Below are 21,243 nucleotides of genomic sequence, written 5' to 3'. Positions count from 1 at the left end.
GCTGGAACCGACCGGCACTCTGGGGCAGAGCCGTCTTGGCAGTCTTGCTGGCTGTCCTGTCCTCGGGACCGCTGCATGCGGAAGAGCGCATTGCCCTTGTGATCGGCAACAGCCGCTACGCGAACCTGCTGACCCTTCCCAGCGCCGCGCGTGATGCCGGGGAACTGGCCGAGAACCTGCGGAACGTCGGCTTTGACGTACACCTGCTGACCGACGCCGACACCGACGCCGTGACCCGCGCGGCCGACGCCTTTGTTCAGCGACTGGATCAGGCGGATCGCGATGCCACCGGGCTGTTCTATTACGCGGGCTATGGCGTGCAGCATTCGGGCCTGAATTACCTGATGCCCGCGGATGTGGATCTTCAGGACCTTGACGACATCAGTACGGCGGCCCTTTCGGTCGACACGGTTCTGAACCGGATTGCGACCGTCGGCAACGCGACCAATATCGTCATTCTGGATGCAAGCCGCGCCCATCCCTTTGCTTTTCTTGCGGGGGCGGCGGACGAGGGGCTGGCAAAAATTGAGCCACCGTCCGGGGTTTTCCTGTCCTATGCTGCCGAACCGGGAAGCCTGTCATTCAGGGGCGGTCGCGGGGACAGTCTGTTTTCGGCCAGTCTGAACAGAGGTTTTGCGGACCGGACCGTTCCGATTGACCAGATGTTCGATGCGATCCGCGCAGAGGTCTTGGACTTGTCCGAGGGTCAACAAACGCCGTGGTTTTCCAATGGGTTGTCCAGCACGTTCCTGTTCGACGCACCGGTGGCCCCGGCCTCTGCTGATCTGACGGACGACGCATTGTGGCTGAAGGTTCAACAGTCCAAAGACCCGCAGGAGGTGGTGGCCTTCATCCGCAAACACCCGACCAGCGCGCATATCACCGCCGCCGGGGTGCTGCTGTCCGAGTTGTTGGTGCAGGACGATGCGACCCCCGGTGCGGACATCACGGCTTTGTCGACTATCGAGCCGGCCGAGACGCCGACCGTGCGGAAAACCGACACTTTGACCGCCGGAAGCAACCAGTCCACCGGCGTCCGGACCGATCAGAAAAAGGATTCCGTCTACTTCGGCATGAGCCTTGACGAGCTTTTGCTGCAATCCCCCTTGTACGCCCCCATCGAGGGGTTGCCCCAAGAACTGTGGCAAAACGAGGTCTGCGGCACCTGCCACAACTGGACGAAGCGGGATCTTTGCGATCAGGGCATGCGGTATCAGAACGAGGTCATAGGGTCGGGTCAGATTCATCCCCTTGGGGGGGCATTTCGGAGCAACTTGAAGGATTTCGCCGCCAGGGGCTGCAAGTAAGGACAGGCTGCCTTTGTAACGTCGCCGCGTCGGCAGGATCATGCCGGGGTGTCGGTCACTGTGCGCTGGACGTTCTTTGCGGCACAAGTCTTTGCCCACACAATCTGGACGGGAACGCATCGGCGGCGCTGATTTCTTCGGGTCTGCCTCTTCTGTCAGCCATATCGTGTTGTGGTCCCTGCCGGGTTTGGGCTACGAAGCGACCATTCATGAAAGAATAGCGACACTCCCAATGAAAATGCGCGATACATTCCTCAAGCCGATGCACCCGGAAGGGCGCAGGTTTGTAGCCATCTTCGCCGCCATTGCGGCTGCGTTGTTCCTTGTCTCTTCGATCCTTGGATGGGTGGGGGTCGGCCTGACCGTATGGTGTTACTACTTCTTCCGCGATCCAAAGCGGGTGACGCCGATCCGCGATGGCCTGATCGTCAGCCCCGCCGACGGGATCGTGTCGCTCATCGAAAAAGCCGTCCCGCCGCCAGAGCTTGGCATGTCGGATCAGGCTTTGACCCGGGTCAGCGTTTTCATGAGCGTCTTCAATTGCCATGTGAACCGCGCGCCTGCCGGGGGCAAGATTTCGGCGATTGCCTACCGACCGGGTAAGTTTTTCAATGCCTCGCTGGACAAGGCAAGCGCAGACAACGAACGCAACAGCCTGTGCATCGACATGGCGGATGGACGTCAGATTGCCGTTGTCCAGATTGCCGGATTGGTTGCGCGGCGGATCGTCTGCTTTTCCGCAGTGGGTGACGTTCTGAAAACCGGTGAGCGGTTTGGCCTGATACGGTTCGGGTCGCGGCTGGACGTCTATTTGCCAGAGGGTGTGCAGCCGTTGGTCAGTCTGGGACAAACCATGGTCGCAGGTGAGACGGTCGTGGCCGATCTGACCTCTGATGAGGCCGCGCGTTCAGGGCGGACAGATTGAACGATGTCTGAACTGCTGCCGGAAAAACGAAAAAAGATAAATGTTTTCCAGTTGTTACCCAACCTTCTGACCATCTCTGCCATTTGTGCGGGCCTCTCGGCCATTCGCTTTGGGTACGAGGGGAATTTCGAACTGGCCGTGCGTCTGGTATTGGCGGCCTGCGTTCTGGACGGACTGGACGGGCGGCTGGCACGTCTGATGAAAAGCGCGTCGCCGATTGGGGCGGAACTCGATTCTCTGGCGGATTTTCTCAATTTCGGCGTGGCCCCGGTGCTGATCATGTACAGTTGGGCCTTAAAGGATTTTTCCAGCGCGGGATGGATCGCGGTTCTGAGCTATACGATTTGCTGCGTCCTGCGACTGGCGCGGTTCAATGTCGATAGCCGGTCGGACACCAAGGGCCTTGGGGGCGATTTTTTCGTCGGCGTGCCTTCGCCCGCAGGCGCGGTGCTTGTGATGTTGCCGATGGTCGTCTCGTTTGTCTTTTCCGATCTGCCTCTGGCCCCGCCTGCGGTCATTGCCGCCCATATCTGTCTTGTCGGACTGTTGATGATCAGCCGAATTCCGACCTATGCGTTCAAGAAGCTTTCGATCGACCGGGGGAACGCCAAATTCTTCCTGCTGGGCGCGGGGCTGATGGCTGCGGCATTGTTCACCTATCTTTGGGCGACGCTTGCCCTGGTGACATTTGCCTATATCGGCAGCCTGATCTGGGCGCTTCGATCCGCACACAAATCCAAGAAATCCAGGGGGCAACGCCATGGAACCCAATGAAATCAAATCCTCGTACACGCGGTGGGCACCAGTGTATGACTATACCTTCGGGGCTGTCACAAATGTCGGACGGCGCGCGACGGTCGATTATATCAATGGACAGAGCGGGACGAGCGTTCTGGAGGTTGGCGTCGGGACCGGTCTTGCGCTCCGGTATTATCGTTCGGACCTTTGCGTGACGGGCGTTGATTTCAGCGAGGAAATGCTGGGAGAAGCGAAGGAAAAAGTCGCGCGGCTCGGGCTGAATCACGTCAAGGAACTGCGGCAGATGGATGCCCGGTATCTGGATTTTCCGGATGACCATTTCGACACGGTCGCCGCGATGCATCTGGTCTCTGTCGTGCCGGAGCCGGAACGCGTGATGGCCGAGATGGCGCGGGTCTGCAAACCCGGCGGCAAGATCGTGATCACCAACCACTTTGCCCGCGAAACCGGGTTCTTGGCGCGGGTCGAGCGGTTCTTTGCGCCTTTCGAAAACGTGTTGGGCTGGCATTCGGATTTTGAGATCAGCACGGTGCTGCAACACCCGAACCTGACCGTTGTCGAGAAAAAGCCCCTGCCGCCGATGGGCATGATGACGTTCCTCGTGCTTCAGAATGCCAGTGGGTGACGGGCCGGGACACCGCTAACGGCGACCACCTTTGGTGAACCGCTGTTATGGCCAGGCCGCAAAGGAGGACGGTTCGCTGTTTTCCTTGCGGCCATATGACTTGCGAAAGGCACCGGGGTTCTGGCCGGCTTCACGCTTGAAAAACCGCGTGAAATAGGCCGGATCCGCAAAGCCCAGACGAAAAGCAATCTGCGAGATCGGCATCCCGGTATTTGTCAGCAACTCCATCGCATCGCGCAACAGCAAGCGATGCAGGTAGCCCCGTGGCGACAGACCGGTCGCCCGTTTGACGGCCGAGCCCAGCCGATCACGACTGACATTCAGATCGCGCGCGTAATCCTCAACCGGGCGATGATCCCGCGCCCGCTGGGCAGCAAGCACGATAAAGCGCTCTGACAGGCCCTGCGGCGCGCCGCCAAGGTTGACGATATCCTTTCTGGCCAACCGCCAAAGGTGCAAAAGCAGCAGCGTCAGATAAGTCGAGGTCGCGATTTCCGCGCCCGGTTCGCCGATCTGGCGTTCCCGTGTAAACCCTTGCAGCGGGCGCGCCATTGCCCCGGACAGGTCCGCCGCAAGATCCAGATCTTGCGACAACGTGCGCTGCATCTGTTCGCCTATCGGCGTCGTCGGCATGGCCTGAAAAAGCGCACTGGCGGGAATAGACAACAGCGTGCCCCGCGTCCCGACTTCGGCGACCAGTTCACGCCCGCCGCCATCCGCGCACCAGACGATGCGCGGACCAGCGTGTTCCGACGTCGCCTCGGCGACGTTCCTGCGCAGATGGACAGACCCGTACTCTAGCCACAGCAGATGTGCCGCGCCTGCTGGCAACGTGTAGGCAACGCGCGAGAGCGGGCTTTTGATCAGGTACAGGCCCGGTGTGGGGCGGCTTTGTCGGGAAGGGCGGTAGGTGTTCGGCATTGCCAGACGATAGTTTCGTCAAACGGGCGGGAAATCAATCAAGAGTACAAAAAATGGCCCCAAGAGTGCATTTATGACGGGTGCCTTCAGCGTTTACCCTGCGTTTCAGCTTTGCCGCCCATGCAGTCGGGTTGGTCAAAGCGAAAAGAGGTCGGCATCCGATCGGCCGAAAGGGAGGAACTCATGATTGGTATTTCGCGGCGCGCAGCCCTGCGCGCGCTTTCCGTTGCCGTGACCTCATCACTGGCACTCAACGCGGGGGTCGCCGTGGCTCAGGGTGACACAGTCAAGATCGGCTATGCCGTGGCCCGGACCGGCCCAAACGCCACCGGCGCAGGCATCACCACGATCCCGAACTACGAGCTTTGGGTCGATACCGTGAACAAGGCTGGCGGGCTGAAAATGCCCGACGGAACGCAAAAGATGATCGAGGTGGTCGAATACGACAACCGGTCGGCCAACGAAGACCTTGTCCGGGCGATCGAACGCCTTGCCTCGCAGGACAAGGTCGATCTGATCCTGCCGCCCTGGGGCACCGGCGGCAACCTCGCCATCGCTCCGCTGATGGCCAAGTTTGGGTATCCGCAACTGGCGGTGACCGCCGTCACCGACAAGGCGCCCGATTTCGCCGCCCGGTGGGACCGCAGCTTTTGGATGCTTGGCGGTGGCCATGATTATGCCACCGGACTGGTCGATGTCCTGTCCAAGGCCCGCGACGCAGGGACGATCAACAACAAGGTCGCCGTTGTTTCCGTCGCCGACGGTTTCGGCATCGACCTGATCAAAGGGGCCCGCCCCGCCTTTGAAGAGGCCGGGTTCGAATTGGTCTATGACAAGTCCTATCCGCTGGGCACCTCCGACTTTGCCGCCATCATGAGCGAGGCGCAGGGTTCTGGCGCGGACAGCTTTGTCGCCTTTTCCTATCCGCCGGGGTCGTTCGGGATGACCAAGACGGCGCAGTCCATGGGCTATAACCCCAAGGTCTTTTACATCTCTGTCGGCGGCGCATTTCCGATCTATCCGGGCGTCGCGGACGGCAAGGCCGAGGGCGTCATGGCCATCGGCGGTGTGGATGCCGACAGCCCCGCCGTGCAGGACTATTTTGCCCGCCACACAGAGTTCGTGGGCAAGGCACCGGACAGCTGGGCCTCGACCATCACGTATGTGTCGCTGGAAATGCTGGCGCAGGCGGTTGAACGGGTCGGGCTGGATCACGCCGCCCTTGCCAAGGAACTGTCCGACGGCACCTTTGACACCGTGATCGGCGAGGTAAAGCTGGAGAACAACCAGCTGCGTGACCTGTGGTGGGTCGGCCAGTGGCAGGGCGGATCCTTTCGCGCGGTGAACCCGGCGGACAAAACCGGGGCCTCCGCGCCCGTCATCCCCAAGCCGGACTGGTAATCTGACACCCCGACCCGCGCAGCGCAGGCCGCGCGGGTCAACACGACTTAGGTATCCCAATGCTCACCACCACCCTTATCCTCGGCCTTGTGCTGGGCGGCACCTATGCGCTGCTCGCACTTGGTCTGACGCTGCAATACGGGATCGCCCGGATCATGAACCTCGCCTATGGCGAGTTCACACTGATCTCGGCGTTCTTCGTCGTCGCCCTGTTTCAGGGGATCGGTCTGTCGCCGCTGCTGTCGCTTCCGGTCATTGCCGTTGCGGGCTACGGATTTGGCTGGCTTTTGTATCAGGTGATGATGCGCCCGCTGGTGGCGCGGTCGGGCAGCAGCGGGCGGCTGGAGGTCGACAGCATCCTTGTGACCTTCGGACTGCTTTTCCTGATCCAGGGGGCGCTGCTGGTGACCTTTGGCGCAAACTTCACCTCGATCTCTTACCTTGATCAAGGCGTGACCGTGTTGGGCGTTTCCGTCGCGCTCAACCGTCTGATCGCCTTCGGTATCTGTGTGCTTGCAGGCGGGGCGCTGGTGTTTGCCCTGCGGACAACGACATGGGGTCTCAAGATGCGTGCCGTCGCCCTGACGCCGGGCTCTGCCCCGCTGGTGGGGATCGACGTGAACCGGGTCGCGCGGCAGGGGTTCGCGCTTGGCTCCGCGCTCGCGGCCACGGCAGGGGCCTCTATCTCGATGTATCAGACCTTTTCCGCCACCGGAGGTGTCGTCTTTACCATGAAGGCGCTGGTTATTGTGATCATGGGCGGCGTCGGCAACGTGCCCGGCGCGCTGGCCGCTGGCTTCGCGCTGGGGCTGCTGGAGACCTTTGTGGCGACGGCCATCGACCCCGGCCTGACCCTTGCCGCGACCTTTGCCATCTTCCTGCTTGTCCTGCTGTGGCGTCCGCAGGGCCTGTTCGGAGCACGGTCATGATCCGGATCGGTCTGCCGCTGATCGGCCTTGCCCTGCTGGCCTATGTGCCGATGCTGGTCTCTGATTACGGTCTCGGCCTGCTGATCGGGGCGGCGACCTATGTGACGCTGGCGTCGGCATGGGCGCTGTTTTCCGGCCAGACGCATTACATCTCGCTCGCCACGGTCGCCTTTTACGGCACGGGGGCCTACACCGTCGCGGTGTTGAACGAGGTGCTGCCTTACCCCGCCGTTCTTGCCGTCGCGGCGCTGATCGGCGCGGGCATGTCGCTTGCCGTCGGGCTGTCCACCCTGCGGTTGCGTGGCGTCTATTTCGTGATCTTCAGCTTTGGCCTTGCGGAACTCGTCCGCCAGCTGATCACATGGTACGAGGTCAATGTGACCGGCACACTGGGCCGCTACATCTTTCTCGATATCACCACGCGCCAGATCTACTGGCAGATGCTCGCGCTTGGCGCGGTGACCATCGCCTTGACCGCATGGGTCAACCGGAGCCGACTGGGCATGGCGCTGCGGGTGATCGGCGATGACGAGATGGTCGCGGCGCATTCCGGCATCAACCTTGCCCGTGTCAAACTGCTTGCCTTTGTCCTGTCGGCGGTGATCCTGACGCTGGCCGGGGCGATCACTTCGCCGCGTTATGTCTATGTCGAACCCTCGATCGTCTTTAACCCGACGGTCAGCTTCCTCACCGTGATCATGGCCCTGCTTGGAGGGGCGAACCGGCTTTGGGGTCCGGCCCTTGGCGCGGTGCCGCTGTTCCTTGTCTTCGAGTTTCTGTCCGCCAACTTTCCCGACACCTACCCGATCTTCCTTGGCCTGCTGTTTATCGGAGTCGTCTTCCTTGTTCCGAACGGTCTGATCTCTGCTGCGGAAAAGTTGGGCCCGGCACGGAAATCCGACCGGAGCGAGGCCAAGGCATGAGTTTTCTTGAGATCGACAAGGCCGTAAAGCAGTTCGGCGGCCTGCGGGCAGTGGACGGTGTCTCTTTCAGCCTGCAACGCAAAGAGATCGTTGGCCTTCTCGGCCCGAATGGATCGGGCAAGACAACCTTGATCAACCTTATCTCCGGGGCCTTGCCGGCGACCTCCGGGTGCATCCGGCTGAACGGTCAGACCCTGACGGGCATGCGGGTCGACCGCATCGCGCGGACCGGGGTGGCCCGCACCTTCCAACTGGTCCGCACCCTGCCTTCCCTCAGCCTGACCGAGAACGTGATGATCACCGCCGTCTTTGGCCGCAACGCCCATTGGGGACAGGAGGCGGAAAGGGTCGCCAGCGAGGCGCTGGCCCTTGTCGGCCTGTCCGACCGCGCAAACGCAATCGCGGGCGACCTGACCTATATCGACCAAAAGCGGCTGGAACTGGCCCGTGCTCTAGCGGCGGAACCAGAGATCCTTTTGCTGGACGAATGGCTGTCCGGCCTGAACCCGACCGAACTGGCCGAGGGGGTCGCCTTGATCCGCAAACTGCACGACAGCGGGCTGACGATCCTCATGGTGGAACACATCATCGACGCGGTTCGCGCGCTTTGCCCGCGCGTCGTGGTGATGAACTCTGGCCAATTGATCGCCGACGAAGCGACCGACAGCGCGCTGTCCGATCCAAAGGTGATCTCTGCCTATCTGGGGGGCGAGGTCGATGCTTGAAGTCAGGGACGTCACCGTCACCTACGGCAAACACGTCGCGCTGGATCGCGCCTCTCTGACGGTCGAAAAGGGCCGGATGGTCGCGATCCTTGGCGCAAACGGGGCTGGCAAGTCCTCACTTCTCGGGGCGATCAGCGGGCGGGTGAAACCGGCGTCCGGCAACATCCTGTTTCGTGGCCAATCTCTGCTGGACCGTCCAGCGCATCGGCTGGTGGAGGCAGGCATCGCCGTCGTCCCCGAGGGCAAAGGCATCTTTCCGGCGATGACGGTGCAAGAGAACCTTCGGCTTGGCGCGATCCCCGCCCGCGCCAGCGACGGGGCGCAGGCCCGGATGACGCAGGTGTTCGACCTGTTCCCCAAACTCGCCCAGCGCCGCGCCCAGATTGCCGGAACGATGTCGGGGGGCGAACAGCAGATGGTCGCGCTGGGTCGGGCGCTGATGTCGAACCCGGACCTGTTGCTGCTGGACGAACCCTCGCTCGGGCTTGCCCCGATTGTCGTCAAAGAGGTGTTTGCCGCCCTGTCCCATATCCGCGCGACCGGGCTCACGATCCTGATTGTCGAACAGAACGCCCGCGCCACGCTGGAACTCGCGGATTTTGCCTATCTCATGGAGGTCGGCCGGATGTCCGGCTCCGGCCCCGCCGCCCAGATCAAATCCGACCCTGCCGTGATCCGCGCCTTTCTTGGCGGCTGATCCACGCAGACGAGGCAACAGGAGACCCACATGGAAAAGCTCAACCTCTATATCAACGGGGCCTATGTCTCTGCCGAAGGGGGCCGCAGTTTCACCCGCGCCAACCCGGTCACCGGCGACGTGGTGACAGAGGCCGCAGCCGCTTCGCTGTCCGACGTGGCCAAGGCGGTCGATGCGGCAGCGGGGGCGTTTGCCGCGTGGTCCGTCACCTCGCCGGGTGAGCGCCGCAAAAAGCTGTTGGCCGCCGCCGAAAACCTGTCGGCCCGCGCGGACGACATCGTGCAGGCAATGAAGGATGAGATCGGCGCGACCGAGGCATGGGCCCGGTTCAACTGCATGCTGGCCGCCGACATGCTGATCGAGGCGGCCTCGCTCACGACCCAGATCAAGGGCGAAGTCATCCCCTCCAACCGCCCCGGCTCTACCGCCATGGCGATCCGCCAGCCGGCGGGCGTCGTGCTGGCAATGGCGCCGTGGAATGCCCCGGTTATCCTTGGGGTGCGCGCTATCGCGACACCTCTGGCCTGCGGCAACACCGTGGTGATGAAGACCTCTGAACTTTGCCCCCGCGTTCACGCGCTGGTTGTCGAGGCGGTGGCCGAGGCCGGTCTGCCTGCCGGGGTGCTCAACGCCATCTCCAACGATCCGGACGAAGCGCCGCAGATCGTCGAGGCCCTGATCGAACACCCTGCGATCCGCCGGGTGAATTTCACTGGCTCCACCCGCGTCGGGCGGGTCATCAGCGAACTGGCCGGGCGCCACCTCAAGCCTGCCCTGCTGGAACTGGGCGGCAAGGCCCCGATGATCATTCTCGAAGACGCCGATATCGACGCGGCGGTCGCGGCGGCGGGCTTTGGTGCCTACATGAACCAAGGTCAGATCTGCATGTCGACAGAGCGCATTATCCCGGTGGGAGAGGCTGGCGACCGTTTCGTAGAGGCCTTTACGGCCAAGGTCCAAAGCCTGAGCGCAGGCGACCCGCGCCAAGGCGACACCGCTCTGGGGTCTCTCGTCAACAAGGCCGCAGCCGAGCGGATCGAGGCCCTGATCGCCGACGCCGTGGACAAGGGGGCGACCCTGATCGCCGGTGGGGGTCACGGGACAATGCTGAATGCGGCGGCGCTTGATCATGTCACGCCGGACATGCGCATCTACACAGAGGAAAGCTTTGGCCCTGTCGTTGCAATCATCCGGGCAGGATCGGTGGATGAGGCCGTCCGCATCGCCAACGAAAGCGATTTTGGCCTGTCCTCTGCCGTCTTCGGCCAAGACACGATGGCGGCCCTTGCCGTTGCCAAACGGATCGAGAGCGGCATCTGCCACATCAACGGCCCGACCGTACACGATGAGGCGCAAATGCCATTCGGAGGGGTCAAAGCCTCGGGCTATGGACGGTTCGGAGGGATCTGGGGCGTCCATGAATTCACCGAACTGCGCTGGATCACCATGCAGGACGGCCAGCCACACTATCCGATTTAGGTGGCGCACACGGGGGTGGTTTGCGGCTGTTCGGGGGCTGTGCATTCCCGGTGCCGCAACCGCCCCATCCGTGGCTGAACAGTCCGGGCGGTTGACTTGATCGCGGCGACGGGCCGCGTCCTGCCGTTTCGCAAAAGCGGGCCAACGCAGGCGGCGGGACGCAAGATCATGGTCTTGCGACGCATAACGTGGCTGCCTTGGCGCGGGCGGGTCTATGGCAGGTCTCAGGGCCTGCCTCAAACACGCGGCGGGGGTGCCCGCATATTGTTTTTCCAAGACGAGTAATGCGGCCAGAAACCTGCGTCCGGAGAGATTGCGGTTTTCAGAGGCTGTCCCCAAAGGGTAGGCACATCCGGACAACCGAACGTTTTATAGCGACCGGAGTGCGGGATGGCGCGTCTGAATCTTCAATCTGTGCGACGTGTGGCTCCCATCGCTCTGGGTGCCGGGCTCTTCGCTGCGGGTCTTTACGCGCTCTATCACCTCCTGAAGCCGGTCAACCCGGCTGATGTCGCCGCGCAAATCAGGTCGACGCCTCTGTTCGCTCTTGGCGCGGCCCTTGGAGCCACGGCAATCGGCTATGTGGCTTTGATTTTCTACGACTGGTTCGGATTGCGTTTTATCGGTCGCTCGCTCGACCGGGGCGTTGTCGCCCTTGGCGGTTTTCTTGGTTACGCTTTCGGCAACACCATTGGCGTCAGCGTCGTTTCGGGTGGCGCAGTTCGCTACCGGATCTACTCTGCCTTCGGATTGAACGCCTTCGAGGTCGCCGCGGTATCAGGATATATCGCTGTCGCCCTCGGGACCGGCCTGACGCTTGTCGGCGTGGCTGCGCTCTTTGTGCATCCCGGTGCCGCTGGCGCTTGGCTGCCCTATGCGCCGGGGACCATCCGAATTGCCGCCGCGGCCGTCACCGTAATCAGTGTTCTGCTGATCGGCTGGATGTCTGCCACCCAGCGCAGCATCGGCATCAGAGGGCATCAACTGCGCCTGCCGCCGCCCGCCGACCTCGCTGGACAACTTTGCGTCACCTTGATCGACATAGCCGCGGCGTCCTTCGCGCTCTGGGTGCTTCTTCCTGCGGGCAAGCCCGAGTATGCAACCTTCGTCGCGGTCTATGCCGCCGCCACCATGGTTGGCGTTCTCAGCCACGTTCCCGGCGGCATCGGCGTTTTTGAGACCGTTGTCATCGGCACGCTGCCGGCATCGGTGCCCGTCGGTGATGCGGCCGCTGCATTGTTGCTGTTCCGGCTTGTCTATTACCTTGTGCCGTTTGCACTGGCGTTTCTGCTGGTGGCGCTGAACGAGGCCCGACTGGCAAGCGGGTTCGGGTCTCGTCTGCTGGCACGTGTACCGGCGATGCAGCCGGCCATAGCGACGCTCCACGGCCTGTCACCCGGTCTGGTCGCTGTCGTCGCTTTCGGGTTCGGGGCCTATCTTTTACTGGTGACGATGATCCCCTCCGTCCGGGCGAGCGCCATCGCCGAGGGCGACTTCGTCGGTGTGCTTGTCCTTGAGGGGGGAACGATCGCATCTGCGGTCGCGGGTGTCGCGCTGATCATCACATCGCATGGACTGGCGCGCAGGGTGTCTTCCGCATGGTGGTTCGCAATCGGCGCTTTGATGGTCGGGGCCGTTGCTTCGCTCTTGAACGATTTCGGCCTCGAAAATGCGGCGTTCCTGTTGATCGGGGCGCTTGTCTTGCTGCCGTTCCGAAACGCGTTCGACCGGCCGGGTCGGCTCACCGCCGGGGTCTTTGAGCCGCAATGGTTCGTGACGGTTGTCGGTGCCGGGGCCGCCACCGCCGCGTTCTTCTTTTTCATGCACAAGGCCGTTCCCTATTCGACCGACCTGTGGTCAGAATTCGCGCCCGACTCGACCACGCCGCGCGCCTTGCGGTCGGGATTGGCGGCCACGGCGGTCTTGTTCTTTTTCGGGGTCTATCTGCTGACCCGCCCGATCCGATGGAATTCACCTGTCGATACCGCCGCGGACACCCTGACCCGCGCGGCTTCGTTGTGTCGACAGGGGGACGATCCACAGGCATGGCTCAGCCAGACAGGAGACAAGCGCTTTCTGTTCTCCGAAACCGGCGGGGCCTTTATCATGTATGCGGTTCGCGGCGCATCGTGGATCGCACTGGGCGATCCGGTCGGAGACCCAAAAGAGTTCGAGGCTCTTGCCTGGTCCTTTGCCGATCAGGCCGCCCGAGCAAACAGACGCCCCGTCTTTTACGAGGTGAGCGGGCGCAATCTTGCCCTTTGGGTCGAACTTGGGCTGACCTTGCACAAGATCGGGGAAGAAGCGGTTGTTCAGCTTTCCGACTTCAGCCTCGCGGGCGGACGGTTCAAGGCCATGCGTTCGGCGCATAACAAGCGGCAAAAGGGCGGTTTCGACTGCGAACTGCAGTCCCCGCCGCATGATCCCGCGCTGATCGCGGACCTGCGCGCGATCTCGGATGCATGGCTAGGCGGCAAGACCGGCCGCGAGAAAGGCTTTTCGGTGGGGCATTTCGATCCCGCGTATCTGGCGCTGTTCGACATCGCCGTCGTGCGCAAATCCGGCCGCGTCGTTGCGTTCGCCAACATCATGGCGGCATCCGGCGGGCGGCGTGTCGCCGTCGACCTGATGCGGTATCTGCCCGAGGACGCTTCGGGCCTTATGGAATACATGTTTCTCAGCTTGATCGAGCACTACAAGGCGCGCGGTGCCGATACCTTCAGCCTTGGCACCGCACCTTTGTCAGGTCTGTCCGAGCGTTCGGTCTCGAAATCCTGGAACCGGTTCGGGCGCTTGATCTATCGCCACGGTGGCGCGTTCTACAATTTCGAGGGCCTGCGGACCTTCAAGCAAAAGTTTCAGCCGGACTGGCACCCCCGTTATCTGGCTCTGCCTCCCAATGTGTCGCCCATGCGTCCAATGGGGGAAGTTGCCCTGCTGATCGCCGGGTCCGCGCGTGGATTGATCGAGAAGTGACCGGATGACCTATTCTCTCGATCAAATTCTGCCCTCGTTGCAGTCGCTTGGCGTCTTGGGGTACTGGCTCATCGGGCTTGCTTCGATGTTGGAATCGTTCTTTCTGACAGGGATTGTCGTGCCGGGAACGCTGATCGTGGATGCGGGTGGCATCCTCGTGCAACGCGGCCTGCTGGACTTTTTCGATCTCGCCTGGTTCGTGGCGCTCGGTTCTGTCCTTGGTTCCGAGATCAGCTACTGGACCGGCAAGCTCGCCTTGAACCGGCTGCCGGGTCGGCGGCGCATCGGAGCGTCGGCCGCCTTTGCCCGAGCGCGGGGGCTGTTCGAGCGCCATGGCGGAATGGCATTGGTCATTGGCCGGTTTCTCGGCCCGGTCGCGGGTCTTGTTCCACTCGCTGCGGGTATGGCGGGGATGAACAGGCGCCAGTTCCTGATCTGGAACGTTCTGGGCAGTATTCCGTATGCGCTGGTGCATGTGTCGATAGGGTTTTTTCTTGGCGATGTGATGGGACGGCTGGGGGGATCTCTCACACGGGTCGCCGTTCTGACCGGCATCGTCCTGCTGGCGCTGGCCGTGCTCTGGGCGACGCTCTACTCGGTGCTGCGACTGTTGCCGCTGGCGTGGGCGGTCCTCTCCGCCGCGTTTCGCAATCTTGCCGACATTCCAACGGTGCGGCGCCGGATCGAGGCGCATCCCAAGGCGGCGCAATGGCTACAGGCGAGGGTCGACCGAACGGTCTTTTCCGGTCTGACGCTCAGCCTTCTGGCGGTCATTTTTGTCTATACTGGTGCCGTCTGGCTCGATTTCGTTTTCGAGTTCCTCGCCGGCGATCCGTTCTTGTGGATCGACGTGCGTCTTGCGGAATTGATCCATCACTTTCAGGCACCGGGTCCGATCCGGTTTGCCGCAGGTGTCACCGCTTTTGGCGGATGGCAATCGGTTCTGCCTGTCTTTGCTGCGGTGCTGATCTGGCTTGGAATCCAGGGACGCCGCGCATTGGCGGCGGGGCTGGCGGTGGCTGTGTTCGGCAACACGGTGTCTGTCGCGGCACTGAAAGTCGCCTTCGGACGACCGCGTTCTCCTCTCGGGGTATTTGTAGAGACGTCTGGCAGTTTCCCCTCCGGCCATGCGGCAGCGTCAGTCGCCGTCTATGGAATGATCCTGTATGTGTTCTGGCGGGCAGGGCGGGTGCGGGCGGAAACCGCGCTGTTGCTGGCGGGCCTTGTGGCGTTCGCGATTGGTCTCAGCCGGATCTACCTGATCGAACATTACCTCAGCGACGTCTTGAATGGATGGCTGGTCGGGGCGCTGTGGCTCACGGTCGGCATCGCCGTAGCCGAATGGCGCCTGCCGCGCGACGCCAGCGCGATCCGTCCGGTCGGGGGAGCGGTGCGGATCGCGGGTGTCGCGTTGACCATAGCGTTGGTCGGAGTGGCTGGCCTGAATGTCTTGCGCGACGACCATCCCCGCATTGTGCCCGTGCAAACCGCCGATCAAATTCTGCCCGCCGCGGAAATCCTGGCCGCCATTGATGACCTGCCACTGACAACGGACACTCTGATGGGAACTCCGATGCATCCGGTTGGACTGATCGTCTTTGCGGGGGACGATGCCGCCCTGTCCAAGGCCGTTCTTGCCACGGGCTGGTCGGCATCCCGCCCGCCGACGCCCGGTCTTGTCCTTGACGCGCTTTTCGCCGCAGTCGGGACAAGCAAGGATCCGACCATTGCAACCGTGGCGCATTTCTGGCGCGGGCAAGCGAACGATCTTGCTTTTGTCCGGCAGGCGTCCGGCGACCATCCGTCTTCGGCAGTCCCGAAAGCCCGCTTTTGGCGCACGCAATACATCACCGGCGACGGGCTTCGCGCCTATGTTGCGACGGTGGGTCCGGACGGCGCGGAGAATGGGACGCCCAGCCAAACCACCGCGACCGATACCAGCGCGCGTGACCCTTTGGTGCAGGCGCTTCTGGCGCGCGGGGCGGGCACGCTTGCCCAGGTCGGACCCATGGCAAAACGCCAAGACGGTCGGTCGACACCGACGCGGGACCTTTGGGCGCTTACGCTCAATCAATAATGTCGCGCCTTGCCTCAAGCTAGAAAGCGCGTCGGACGTTTTCGGGAATTGGCCTGTCATCCGTGCGCTCACGGATCTTGGATCGAGGTCCGAAGGGGCCCAGACAGGAGGCTTTTCAAGGAACCCGTGTCCCGAAACCTATTGCTGTCGGCAGCGCCCGGCGCGGATGGCCCAGCGGCAGCCGGTCGGTTCCGGCGTTGCCATGAAGCCCGGCGAACGGTCTGGTTCGTTGCCGGAGATTCAACCGACCTATGCCACAAACCCCCTCTTGAGGACCGACCGACCCGCGTACTCGGCGGTTGTGCCCAAATGCTCTTCAATCCGGATCAACTGGTTGTATTTCGCCAGACGATCAGACCGCGACAGAGAACCGGTCTTGATCTGGCCGCAGTTGGTGGCGACCGCGAGATCGGCAATGGTTGCGTCCTCGGTCTCGCCAGAGCGGTGCGACATGACGTTGGTGTATCGCGCGCGGTGGGCCATTTCCACCGCCTTGAGCGTTTCCGACAGCGTACCGATCTGGTTGACCTTCACCAGCATCGCGTTGGCGACACCCCGCTGAATGCCATCGGCGAGGCGGGTGGGATTGGTGACGAACAGGTCATCGCCCACAAGCTGAACGGTCGTGCCAAGCCTGTCGGTGAGCTGTTTCCAGCCGTCCCAGTCGTCTTCGGCCATGCCGTCCTCGATCGAAAGGATCGGATAATCGCCGCAGAGCGCCGCAAGGTAGGCGACGTTTTCCTCTGACGAAAGCGATTTGCCTTCACCGGCCATCTCGTACCTGCCGCCCTTATAGTATTCGGTCGCGGCGCAATCGAGCGCGAGGTGGATGTCCTCTCCGGGTTTGTAGCCGCTTTTCTCGATGGCCCTGAAGATGAAATCCAGCGCGTCGCGGGTGGACGAAATATTGGGCGCAAACCCTCCTTCGTCGCCGACGCCGGTGCTATAGCCCGCTGCCGAAAGGTCTTTTTTCAGCGTGTGGAACACTTCGGAACCCATGCTTATCGCGTCGCGGATCGTGTCCGCGCTGACCGGCACGATCATGAATTCCTGGATGTCGATAGGATTGTCGGCGTGCTCGCCGCCATTGATGATGTTCATCATCGGCACCGGCAGAACGCGGGCGGCGGCACCGCCGACATAGCGGTGCAGCGGCAGTTTGGAAAACGCGGCGGCGGCCTTGGCGGCGGCCAGCGAGACACCGAGAACGGCGTTCGCGCCGAGGCGGCCCTTGTTGGGGGTTCCGTCAAGCTCGATCATCACGGTGTCCAGCTTTTCCTGTTCGGTGGCGTCCATCCCGACCAGCGCCTGCGCGATCTCGCCATTGATATTGGACACGGCGTTGAGCACGCCTTTGCCAAGAAAACGGGATGTGTCGCCGTCGCGCATCTCGACCGCCTCATGGGCTCCGGTCGAGGCACCGGATGGCACCGCGGCGCGGCCAATGGTGCCATCTTTGAGGATCACATCGACCTCGACGGTGGGATTGCCCCGGCTGTCGAGGATTTCGCGTGCGTGGATCTTGAATATGCGGCTCATTCTCCGGCCTCCGATGGTTCAGCGATATGTCGCGACGCGGATGTTGTTGGTGCTTCCGGTTTGCCCGAAGGGCACGCCGGCAAGGATCACGAATGTCTCGCCCGCCGCGGCCTCGATCAGGTTCGCGCTTTCTTCGCGCGCCATCGACACCATGCTGTCATAGTCGAGTGCGGCCGTCTCCAAAACGGACCGCGCGCCCCAGAGCAGCGCCATGCGCCGAGAGACGCGAACGTCGCGTGTCACCACGATCAACGGCAGGGCCGGTCGACGGGCGGCGACACGGTGGGCGGTGGCTCCGCTCATGGAATAGGCCACCAGACAACGCGCCGCCAGCGCGCAGGCCAGCGTGGCCCCGGTGTCGGCGATGGCATCCGCCGGGTCCGTTGCCGGTTCGCGTGTGGCGGCAATGCTGCGGGCATAGGCGTTGTGTGCTTCGGTGCGTTGGATGATCAGATCCATGACTTCGACAGCCTCGGCGGGAAAGGCCCCTGTGGCGCTTTCGGCGGACAACATGACCGCGTCGGTGCCGTCATAGATCGCCGTGGCCACATCCGACGCTTCGGCACGGGTCGGCGTGGGCGACGCGGTCATCGATTCCAACATCTGCGTTGCCACGATCACCGGGCGACATGCGCGGCGGCACAGGGCAATGATGTCTTTCTGTCGGCCCGGAACGTCTTCGGTCGGGATCTCGACCCCAAGGTCGCCGCGCGCAATCATGATCGCATCGGATTTTGCGACAATGGCCTCTATCTCGTCCAGAGCAGAGGGCTTTTCGATTTTTGAGATCAATCCGGCCCGATCCCGGATCAATGGCAGGATCTCGTCAAGATCCGTGGCACGCTGGACAAAGGATAACGCCACCCAGTCAACGCCCTGTGACAGCCCGAACGCCAGATCGGCGCGATCCTTTTTGGTCAGTACCGGCAGGTTCAGCACTGTGTCGGGAAGGTTGACGCCTTTCCGATCACTGAGGGTGCCGCCCTCAAGCACCTCTGCCTCGATCCGATCCGCGGTTTTGCTGACAACGCGCAAGCGCACCCGACCGTCGTCGATGAACAGCCGATGGCCGGGTTCAACGGCGCAAAACACTTCGTCGTGCGGCAGCGGCAGTTCCGCGATGTCGTCCGTGGTCTCGGCCCGCGCAAAGGTGACGTGTTCGTGCCGGTTGAGCACGCGACACCCGCCCGCAAGTCGCCCGAGACGGATCTTCGGCCCCTGAAGGTCCTGAAGGATACCGATGGGAACGCCGACCTCGGATTCGAGCGCACGAATTGCCCGGATCACGTCCGCGTGGCCCGTGTGGTCGCCGTGACTGAAATTCAGCCGAAAGGTGTCCACGCCCTTGTTGAAAAGAGAGCGCAGCATCGAGGGCGCGGCACTGGCCGGTCCCACGGTGGCAATTATCTTTGCCCGCCGATTGCGGATCATCGAGTTTCCTTCCAAGTCCAGAGGGGTGTCAGAGCACCAGCACCGCCCGAAAATCGTTGACGTTTGTCAGGGTCGGTCCGGTGCGGATCAGGTCTCCGATCGCGTCGAAAAGCGTATAGCTGTCATGGGCCCAGAGCATCTTGCGCGGATCATCGGGCCCGGTGGCGCGGGCGCGATCCAACGTGTCGGGCCCGATCAGGGCGCCGGCGGCATCCTCGGTGCCATCGATCCCGTCGGTGTCGGCGGCCAGAGCGTGAATGCGCGGGTGTCCATTGAGCGCCAGCGCGAGCGACAACAGGTATTCGGTATTCCTGCCGCCGCGTCCGGGTTTCCGGTCGCCGATGGTGACGGTGGTTTCTCCGCCCGAAAGCAGGACAGCGGGGGCGGCGACGGGCGTGCCGTGGGTCGCCACGGCACGGGCCATGCCTGCCATGACGACGCCCAGTTCGCGGGCCTCGCCTTCCAGCGCATCGCCCAGAAGCAGCGGGGTCACGCCCGCCGCGCGGGCGACCTCGGCTGCCGCCTCCAGCGACATCTGCGGCGTCGCGATCATGCGGTAGTCCACCGGGAAGACGGGCTTGGCCGGGGTCGGGGCCAGCAGAATGTCCCGCGCCGGGGCGGGCAGGGACGGACCAAGCCGCGCGACCAGATGCGACAGGTCCTCGTCGGCGGTGGGGTCGGGCACGGTCGGGCCGGACGCAATGGCGGCGGGATCGTCGCCCGGCACATCCGAGATGGCCAGTGTCACCAGCCGGGCCGCGCCGACGGCCCGCGCCAGCCCGCCGCCCTTGATCAGCGAAAGCCTGCGCCGCACCTTGTTCATGTCTTCGATGGCCATACCCGACGTCAGCAGCAGTTGGTTGACCTTGGCCTTGTCCTCTGGCGTCAAGGGAGGCGCGGGCAGGGTCATCAAGGCCGAGCCGCCGCCAGAAATCAGCGCGAGGACAAGATCCTCAGGGTTGGCCGAGCGGGCAAGGGCGAGGATGTCCCGCGCCGCCTCCGCCCCGGCGCTGTCCGGCACCGGGTGAGAGGCCTCGCGGACCTCGATACGGTCGGTCGGAACCGAATGGCCGTAGCGTGTGACAACGACGCCCGAGAGGTCGACATCCGGCCAGGCCAGTTCGACCGCCCGCGCCATCGAGGCGGCGGATTTTCCTGCCCCCAATACGATGCAGCGGCCAGCGGGCTTTTCCGGCAGGTGCCGCGCAAGGACCGTGGCGGGATCGGCCGCCGCGATGGCGGCGTCCAGCATTCGCCGCAGGAGCGTTCGGGCGTCATTGTTCGTCATGGTCAGATGTTCTCGCTGCGAATGGCCTCGCAGACCGCATCAGTGACCTGCTGCGTATTGGCGGTGCCGCCGACATCAGGTGTCAGGATGCCGTCCTCACAGATCTTTTCCACCGCCCGCATCAGACGGGTCGCCGCCGCCGTCTCACCCAGATGCTCCAGCATCTGCGCGGCGGTCCAGAAGGTGGCGACGGGATTTGCGATGCCCTTGCCGGTAATGTCGAAGGCAGATCCGTGGATCGGTTCGAACATCGACGGATAGCGGCGCTCGGGGTCGATGTTGCCGGTCGGGGCAACGCCCAGACTGCCCGCCAGAGCACCGGCAAGATCGGACAGAATGTCGGCGTGCAGGTTGGTCGCAACAATAGTGTCCAGGCTTTGCGGGTTCTTGACCATCCGGACGGTCATCGCGTCGACCAGCATCTTGTCCCAGGTCACGTCCGGGAATTCCTTCGAGACCTCGGCGGCGATCTCGTCCCACATCACCATGCCGTGGCGCTGTGCGTTCGACTTGGTGACAACGGTCAGGAACTTGCGCGGGCGCGACTGTGCCAGTTTGAAGGCATAACGCATGATCCGGGTGACGCCGACGCGGGTGAAGATGGCGACCTCGGTGCCGACTTCCTCGGGCAGCCCCTTGTGCGCGCGGCCCCCGTGGCCCGAGTATTCGCCCTCGGAGTTCTCACGCACGATGACCCAGTCGAGATCCCCGGTTCCGACACCGGCCAGCGGCGAGGTGATACCGGGCAGGATCTTGGTCGGGCGGACGTTGGCGTATTGGTCGAAGCCCTGGCAAATCGGCAGCCGCAAGCCCCAGAGCGTGACATGGTCCGGCACGTCGGGCGCGCCGACGGCACCAAAGAAAATCGCGTCGAAATCCCTGAGCTGCTGCGGCCCATCCTCCGGCATCAGCGCGCCGGTCTTCTTGTACCGCTCGGACCCCCAATCGAAGTGCGTGACGTCAAGCGCGAAACCGCCGTCCCGACGCGCCAGCGCGTCCAGAGCCTGAAGCCCTGCCGCGATGACCTCGGGGCCGATGCCGTCGGCGGGTATTGCGGCGATCTTGTAGTTTTTCATGGCTGTTATCCGTTCCTCATGACATCAAAGTCTGGTCCGGCGTGCCGATGAAGAGGGCAGCGCCGTCGGGCCTGCCGAATGCTCCTCGTCGTGCAACGCCTGACCGGCGATCACCTGCGGACCCTAGGAGGGACGGGTGTCGTCACTCAATGCGCCTATGATTAT

Annotated in this window: 17 protein-coding genes; 12 read left to right on the top strand and 5 right to left on the bottom strand. The window is 63.1% G+C overall.

Annotated features, from left to right (window positions below; genetic code table 11):
- The first annotated feature begins 35 nt into the window (after positions 1-35).
- The 4 genes from ACN0S5_RS12115 (at position 36) to ACN0S5_RS12100 (ending at position 3,616) form a co-directional block, all read left to right on the top strand.
- Entirely contained in the window at positions 36-1,307 is a 1,272-nt protein-coding gene (locus ACN0S5_RS12115) for a caspase family protein (RefSeq protein ID WP_417208544.1), read from the top strand.
- 232 nt (positions 1,308-1,539) lie between these two features.
- On the top strand, positions 1,540-2,232 hold the full coding sequence (locus ACN0S5_RS12110) for a phosphatidylserine decarboxylase (protein WP_417208543.1): 693 nt from the start codon (positions 1,540-1,542) through the stop codon (positions 2,230-2,232).
- A 3-nt stretch (positions 2,233-2,235) separates the two neighbouring features.
- A complete protein-coding gene (gene pssA / locus ACN0S5_RS12105; protein ID WP_417208542.1) occupies positions 2,236-3,006 on the top strand; it encodes a CDP-diacylglycerol--serine O-phosphatidyltransferase in 771 nt (256 codons plus the stop codon).
- Positions 2,993-3,616, top strand: coding sequence for a class I SAM-dependent methyltransferase (locus tag ACN0S5_RS12100; RefSeq protein ID WP_417208541.1), 624 nt, complete (start codon positions 2,993-2,995; stop codon positions 3,614-3,616). The genes pssA and ACN0S5_RS12100 overlap by 14 nt, the downstream gene beginning before the upstream one ends.
- A 45-nt stretch (positions 3,617-3,661) precedes the next feature.
- Here ACN0S5_RS12100 and ACN0S5_RS12095 read toward each other — a convergent pair whose 3' ends face one another.
- Positions 3,662-4,537 carry a helix-turn-helix domain-containing protein gene (locus tag ACN0S5_RS12095; protein WP_417208540.1) on the bottom strand — a complete coding sequence of 292 codons (876 nt, stop codon included), beginning with the start codon at positions 4,535-4,537 and terminating at the stop codon, positions 3,662-3,664.
- A 183-nt stretch (positions 4,538-4,720) separates the two neighbouring features.
- Here ACN0S5_RS12095 and ACN0S5_RS12090 point away from each other — a divergent pair, with 183 nt between their 5' ends.
- From ACN0S5_RS12090 to ACN0S5_RS12055, 8 genes are all read left to right on the top strand, one after another.
- Positions 4,721-5,938 (top strand): amino acid ABC transporter substrate-binding protein, encoded by a 1,218-nt coding sequence (locus ACN0S5_RS12090; RefSeq protein ID WP_417208539.1) that lies wholly within the window; start codon positions 4,721-4,723, stop codon positions 5,936-5,938.
- Between the two features lie 59 nt (positions 5,939-5,997).
- The gene (locus ACN0S5_RS12085) at positions 5,998-6,867 is read left to right on the top strand and encodes a branched-chain amino acid ABC transporter permease (RefSeq protein WP_417208538.1); all 870 of its coding nucleotides are present in this window, start codon (positions 5,998-6,000) and stop codon (positions 6,865-6,867) included.
- Complete coding sequence (locus ACN0S5_RS12080) at positions 6,864-7,790, top strand: branched-chain amino acid ABC transporter permease (RefSeq protein WP_417208537.1); 927 nt, start codon at positions 6,864-6,866, stop codon at positions 7,788-7,790. Before ACN0S5_RS12085 ends, ACN0S5_RS12080 begins: the two co-directional genes overlap by 4 nt.
- Positions 7,787-8,515, top strand: a complete 729-nt coding sequence (locus ACN0S5_RS12075) for an ABC transporter ATP-binding protein (protein WP_417208536.1) — start codon at positions 7,787-7,789, stop codon at positions 8,513-8,515. The genes ACN0S5_RS12080 and ACN0S5_RS12075 overlap by 4 nt, the downstream gene beginning before the upstream one ends.
- Positions 8,508-9,212, top strand: a complete 705-nt coding sequence (locus ACN0S5_RS12070) for an ABC transporter ATP-binding protein (protein ID WP_417208535.1) — start codon at positions 8,508-8,510, stop codon at positions 9,210-9,212. The genes ACN0S5_RS12075 and ACN0S5_RS12070 overlap by 8 nt, the downstream gene beginning before the upstream one ends.
- Before the next feature lie 30 nt (positions 9,213-9,242).
- Complete coding sequence (locus ACN0S5_RS12065) at positions 9,243-10,691, top strand: aldehyde dehydrogenase (protein ID WP_417208534.1); 1,449 nt, start codon at positions 9,243-9,245, stop codon at positions 10,689-10,691.
- Between the two features lie 390 nt (positions 10,692-11,081).
- Entirely contained in the window at positions 11,082-13,667 is a 2,586-nt protein-coding gene (mprF, locus tag ACN0S5_RS12060) for a bifunctional lysylphosphatidylglycerol flippase/synthetase MprF (protein WP_417208533.1), read from the top strand.
- A 4-nt stretch (positions 13,668-13,671) separates the two neighbouring features.
- Positions 13,672-15,744, top strand: a complete 2,073-nt coding sequence (locus tag ACN0S5_RS12055) for a VTT domain-containing protein (RefSeq protein ID WP_417208532.1) — start codon at positions 13,672-13,674, stop codon at positions 15,742-15,744.
- 249 nt (positions 15,745-15,993) lie between these two features.
- Here the strand turns inward: ACN0S5_RS12055 and eno are convergent, their stop codons facing one another.
- Genes eno through ACN0S5_RS12035 form a run of 4 tightly spaced genes read right to left on the bottom strand, consistent with a single transcriptional unit; the run spans position 15,994 to position 21,078 of the window.
- Positions 15,994-17,283 (bottom strand): phosphopyruvate hydratase, encoded by a 1,290-nt coding sequence (eno, locus tag ACN0S5_RS12050; protein ID WP_417208531.1) that lies wholly within the window; start codon positions 17,281-17,283, stop codon positions 15,994-15,996.
- Between the two features lie 18 nt (positions 17,284-17,301).
- Positions 17,302-18,714 carry a pyruvate kinase gene (pyk, locus tag ACN0S5_RS12045; protein WP_417208530.1) on the bottom strand — a complete coding sequence of 471 codons (1,413 nt, stop codon included), beginning with the start codon at positions 18,712-18,714 and terminating at the stop codon, positions 17,302-17,304.
- A 28-nt stretch (positions 18,715-18,742) separates the two neighbouring features.
- A complete protein-coding gene (locus tag ACN0S5_RS12040; protein ID WP_417208529.1) occupies positions 18,743-20,002 on the bottom strand; it encodes a glycerate kinase type-2 family protein in 1,260 nt (419 codons plus the stop codon).
- A 2-nt stretch (positions 20,003-20,004) separates the two neighbouring features.
- Complete coding sequence (locus tag ACN0S5_RS12035; RefSeq protein WP_417208527.1) at positions 20,005-21,078, bottom strand: tartrate dehydrogenase; 1,074 nt, start codon at positions 21,076-21,078, stop codon at positions 20,005-20,007.
- Between the last annotated feature and the right edge of the window lie 165 nt (positions 21,079-21,243).

The sequence above is a fragment of the Antarctobacter sp. genome (genome assembly GCF_048262615.1).
GTDB lineage: Bacteria > Pseudomonadota > Alphaproteobacteria > Rhodobacterales > Rhodobacteraceae > Antarctobacter.
Note: the sequence above shows the minus strand (reverse complement) of the source record. Positions and strands in the feature narration are given on the sequence as shown.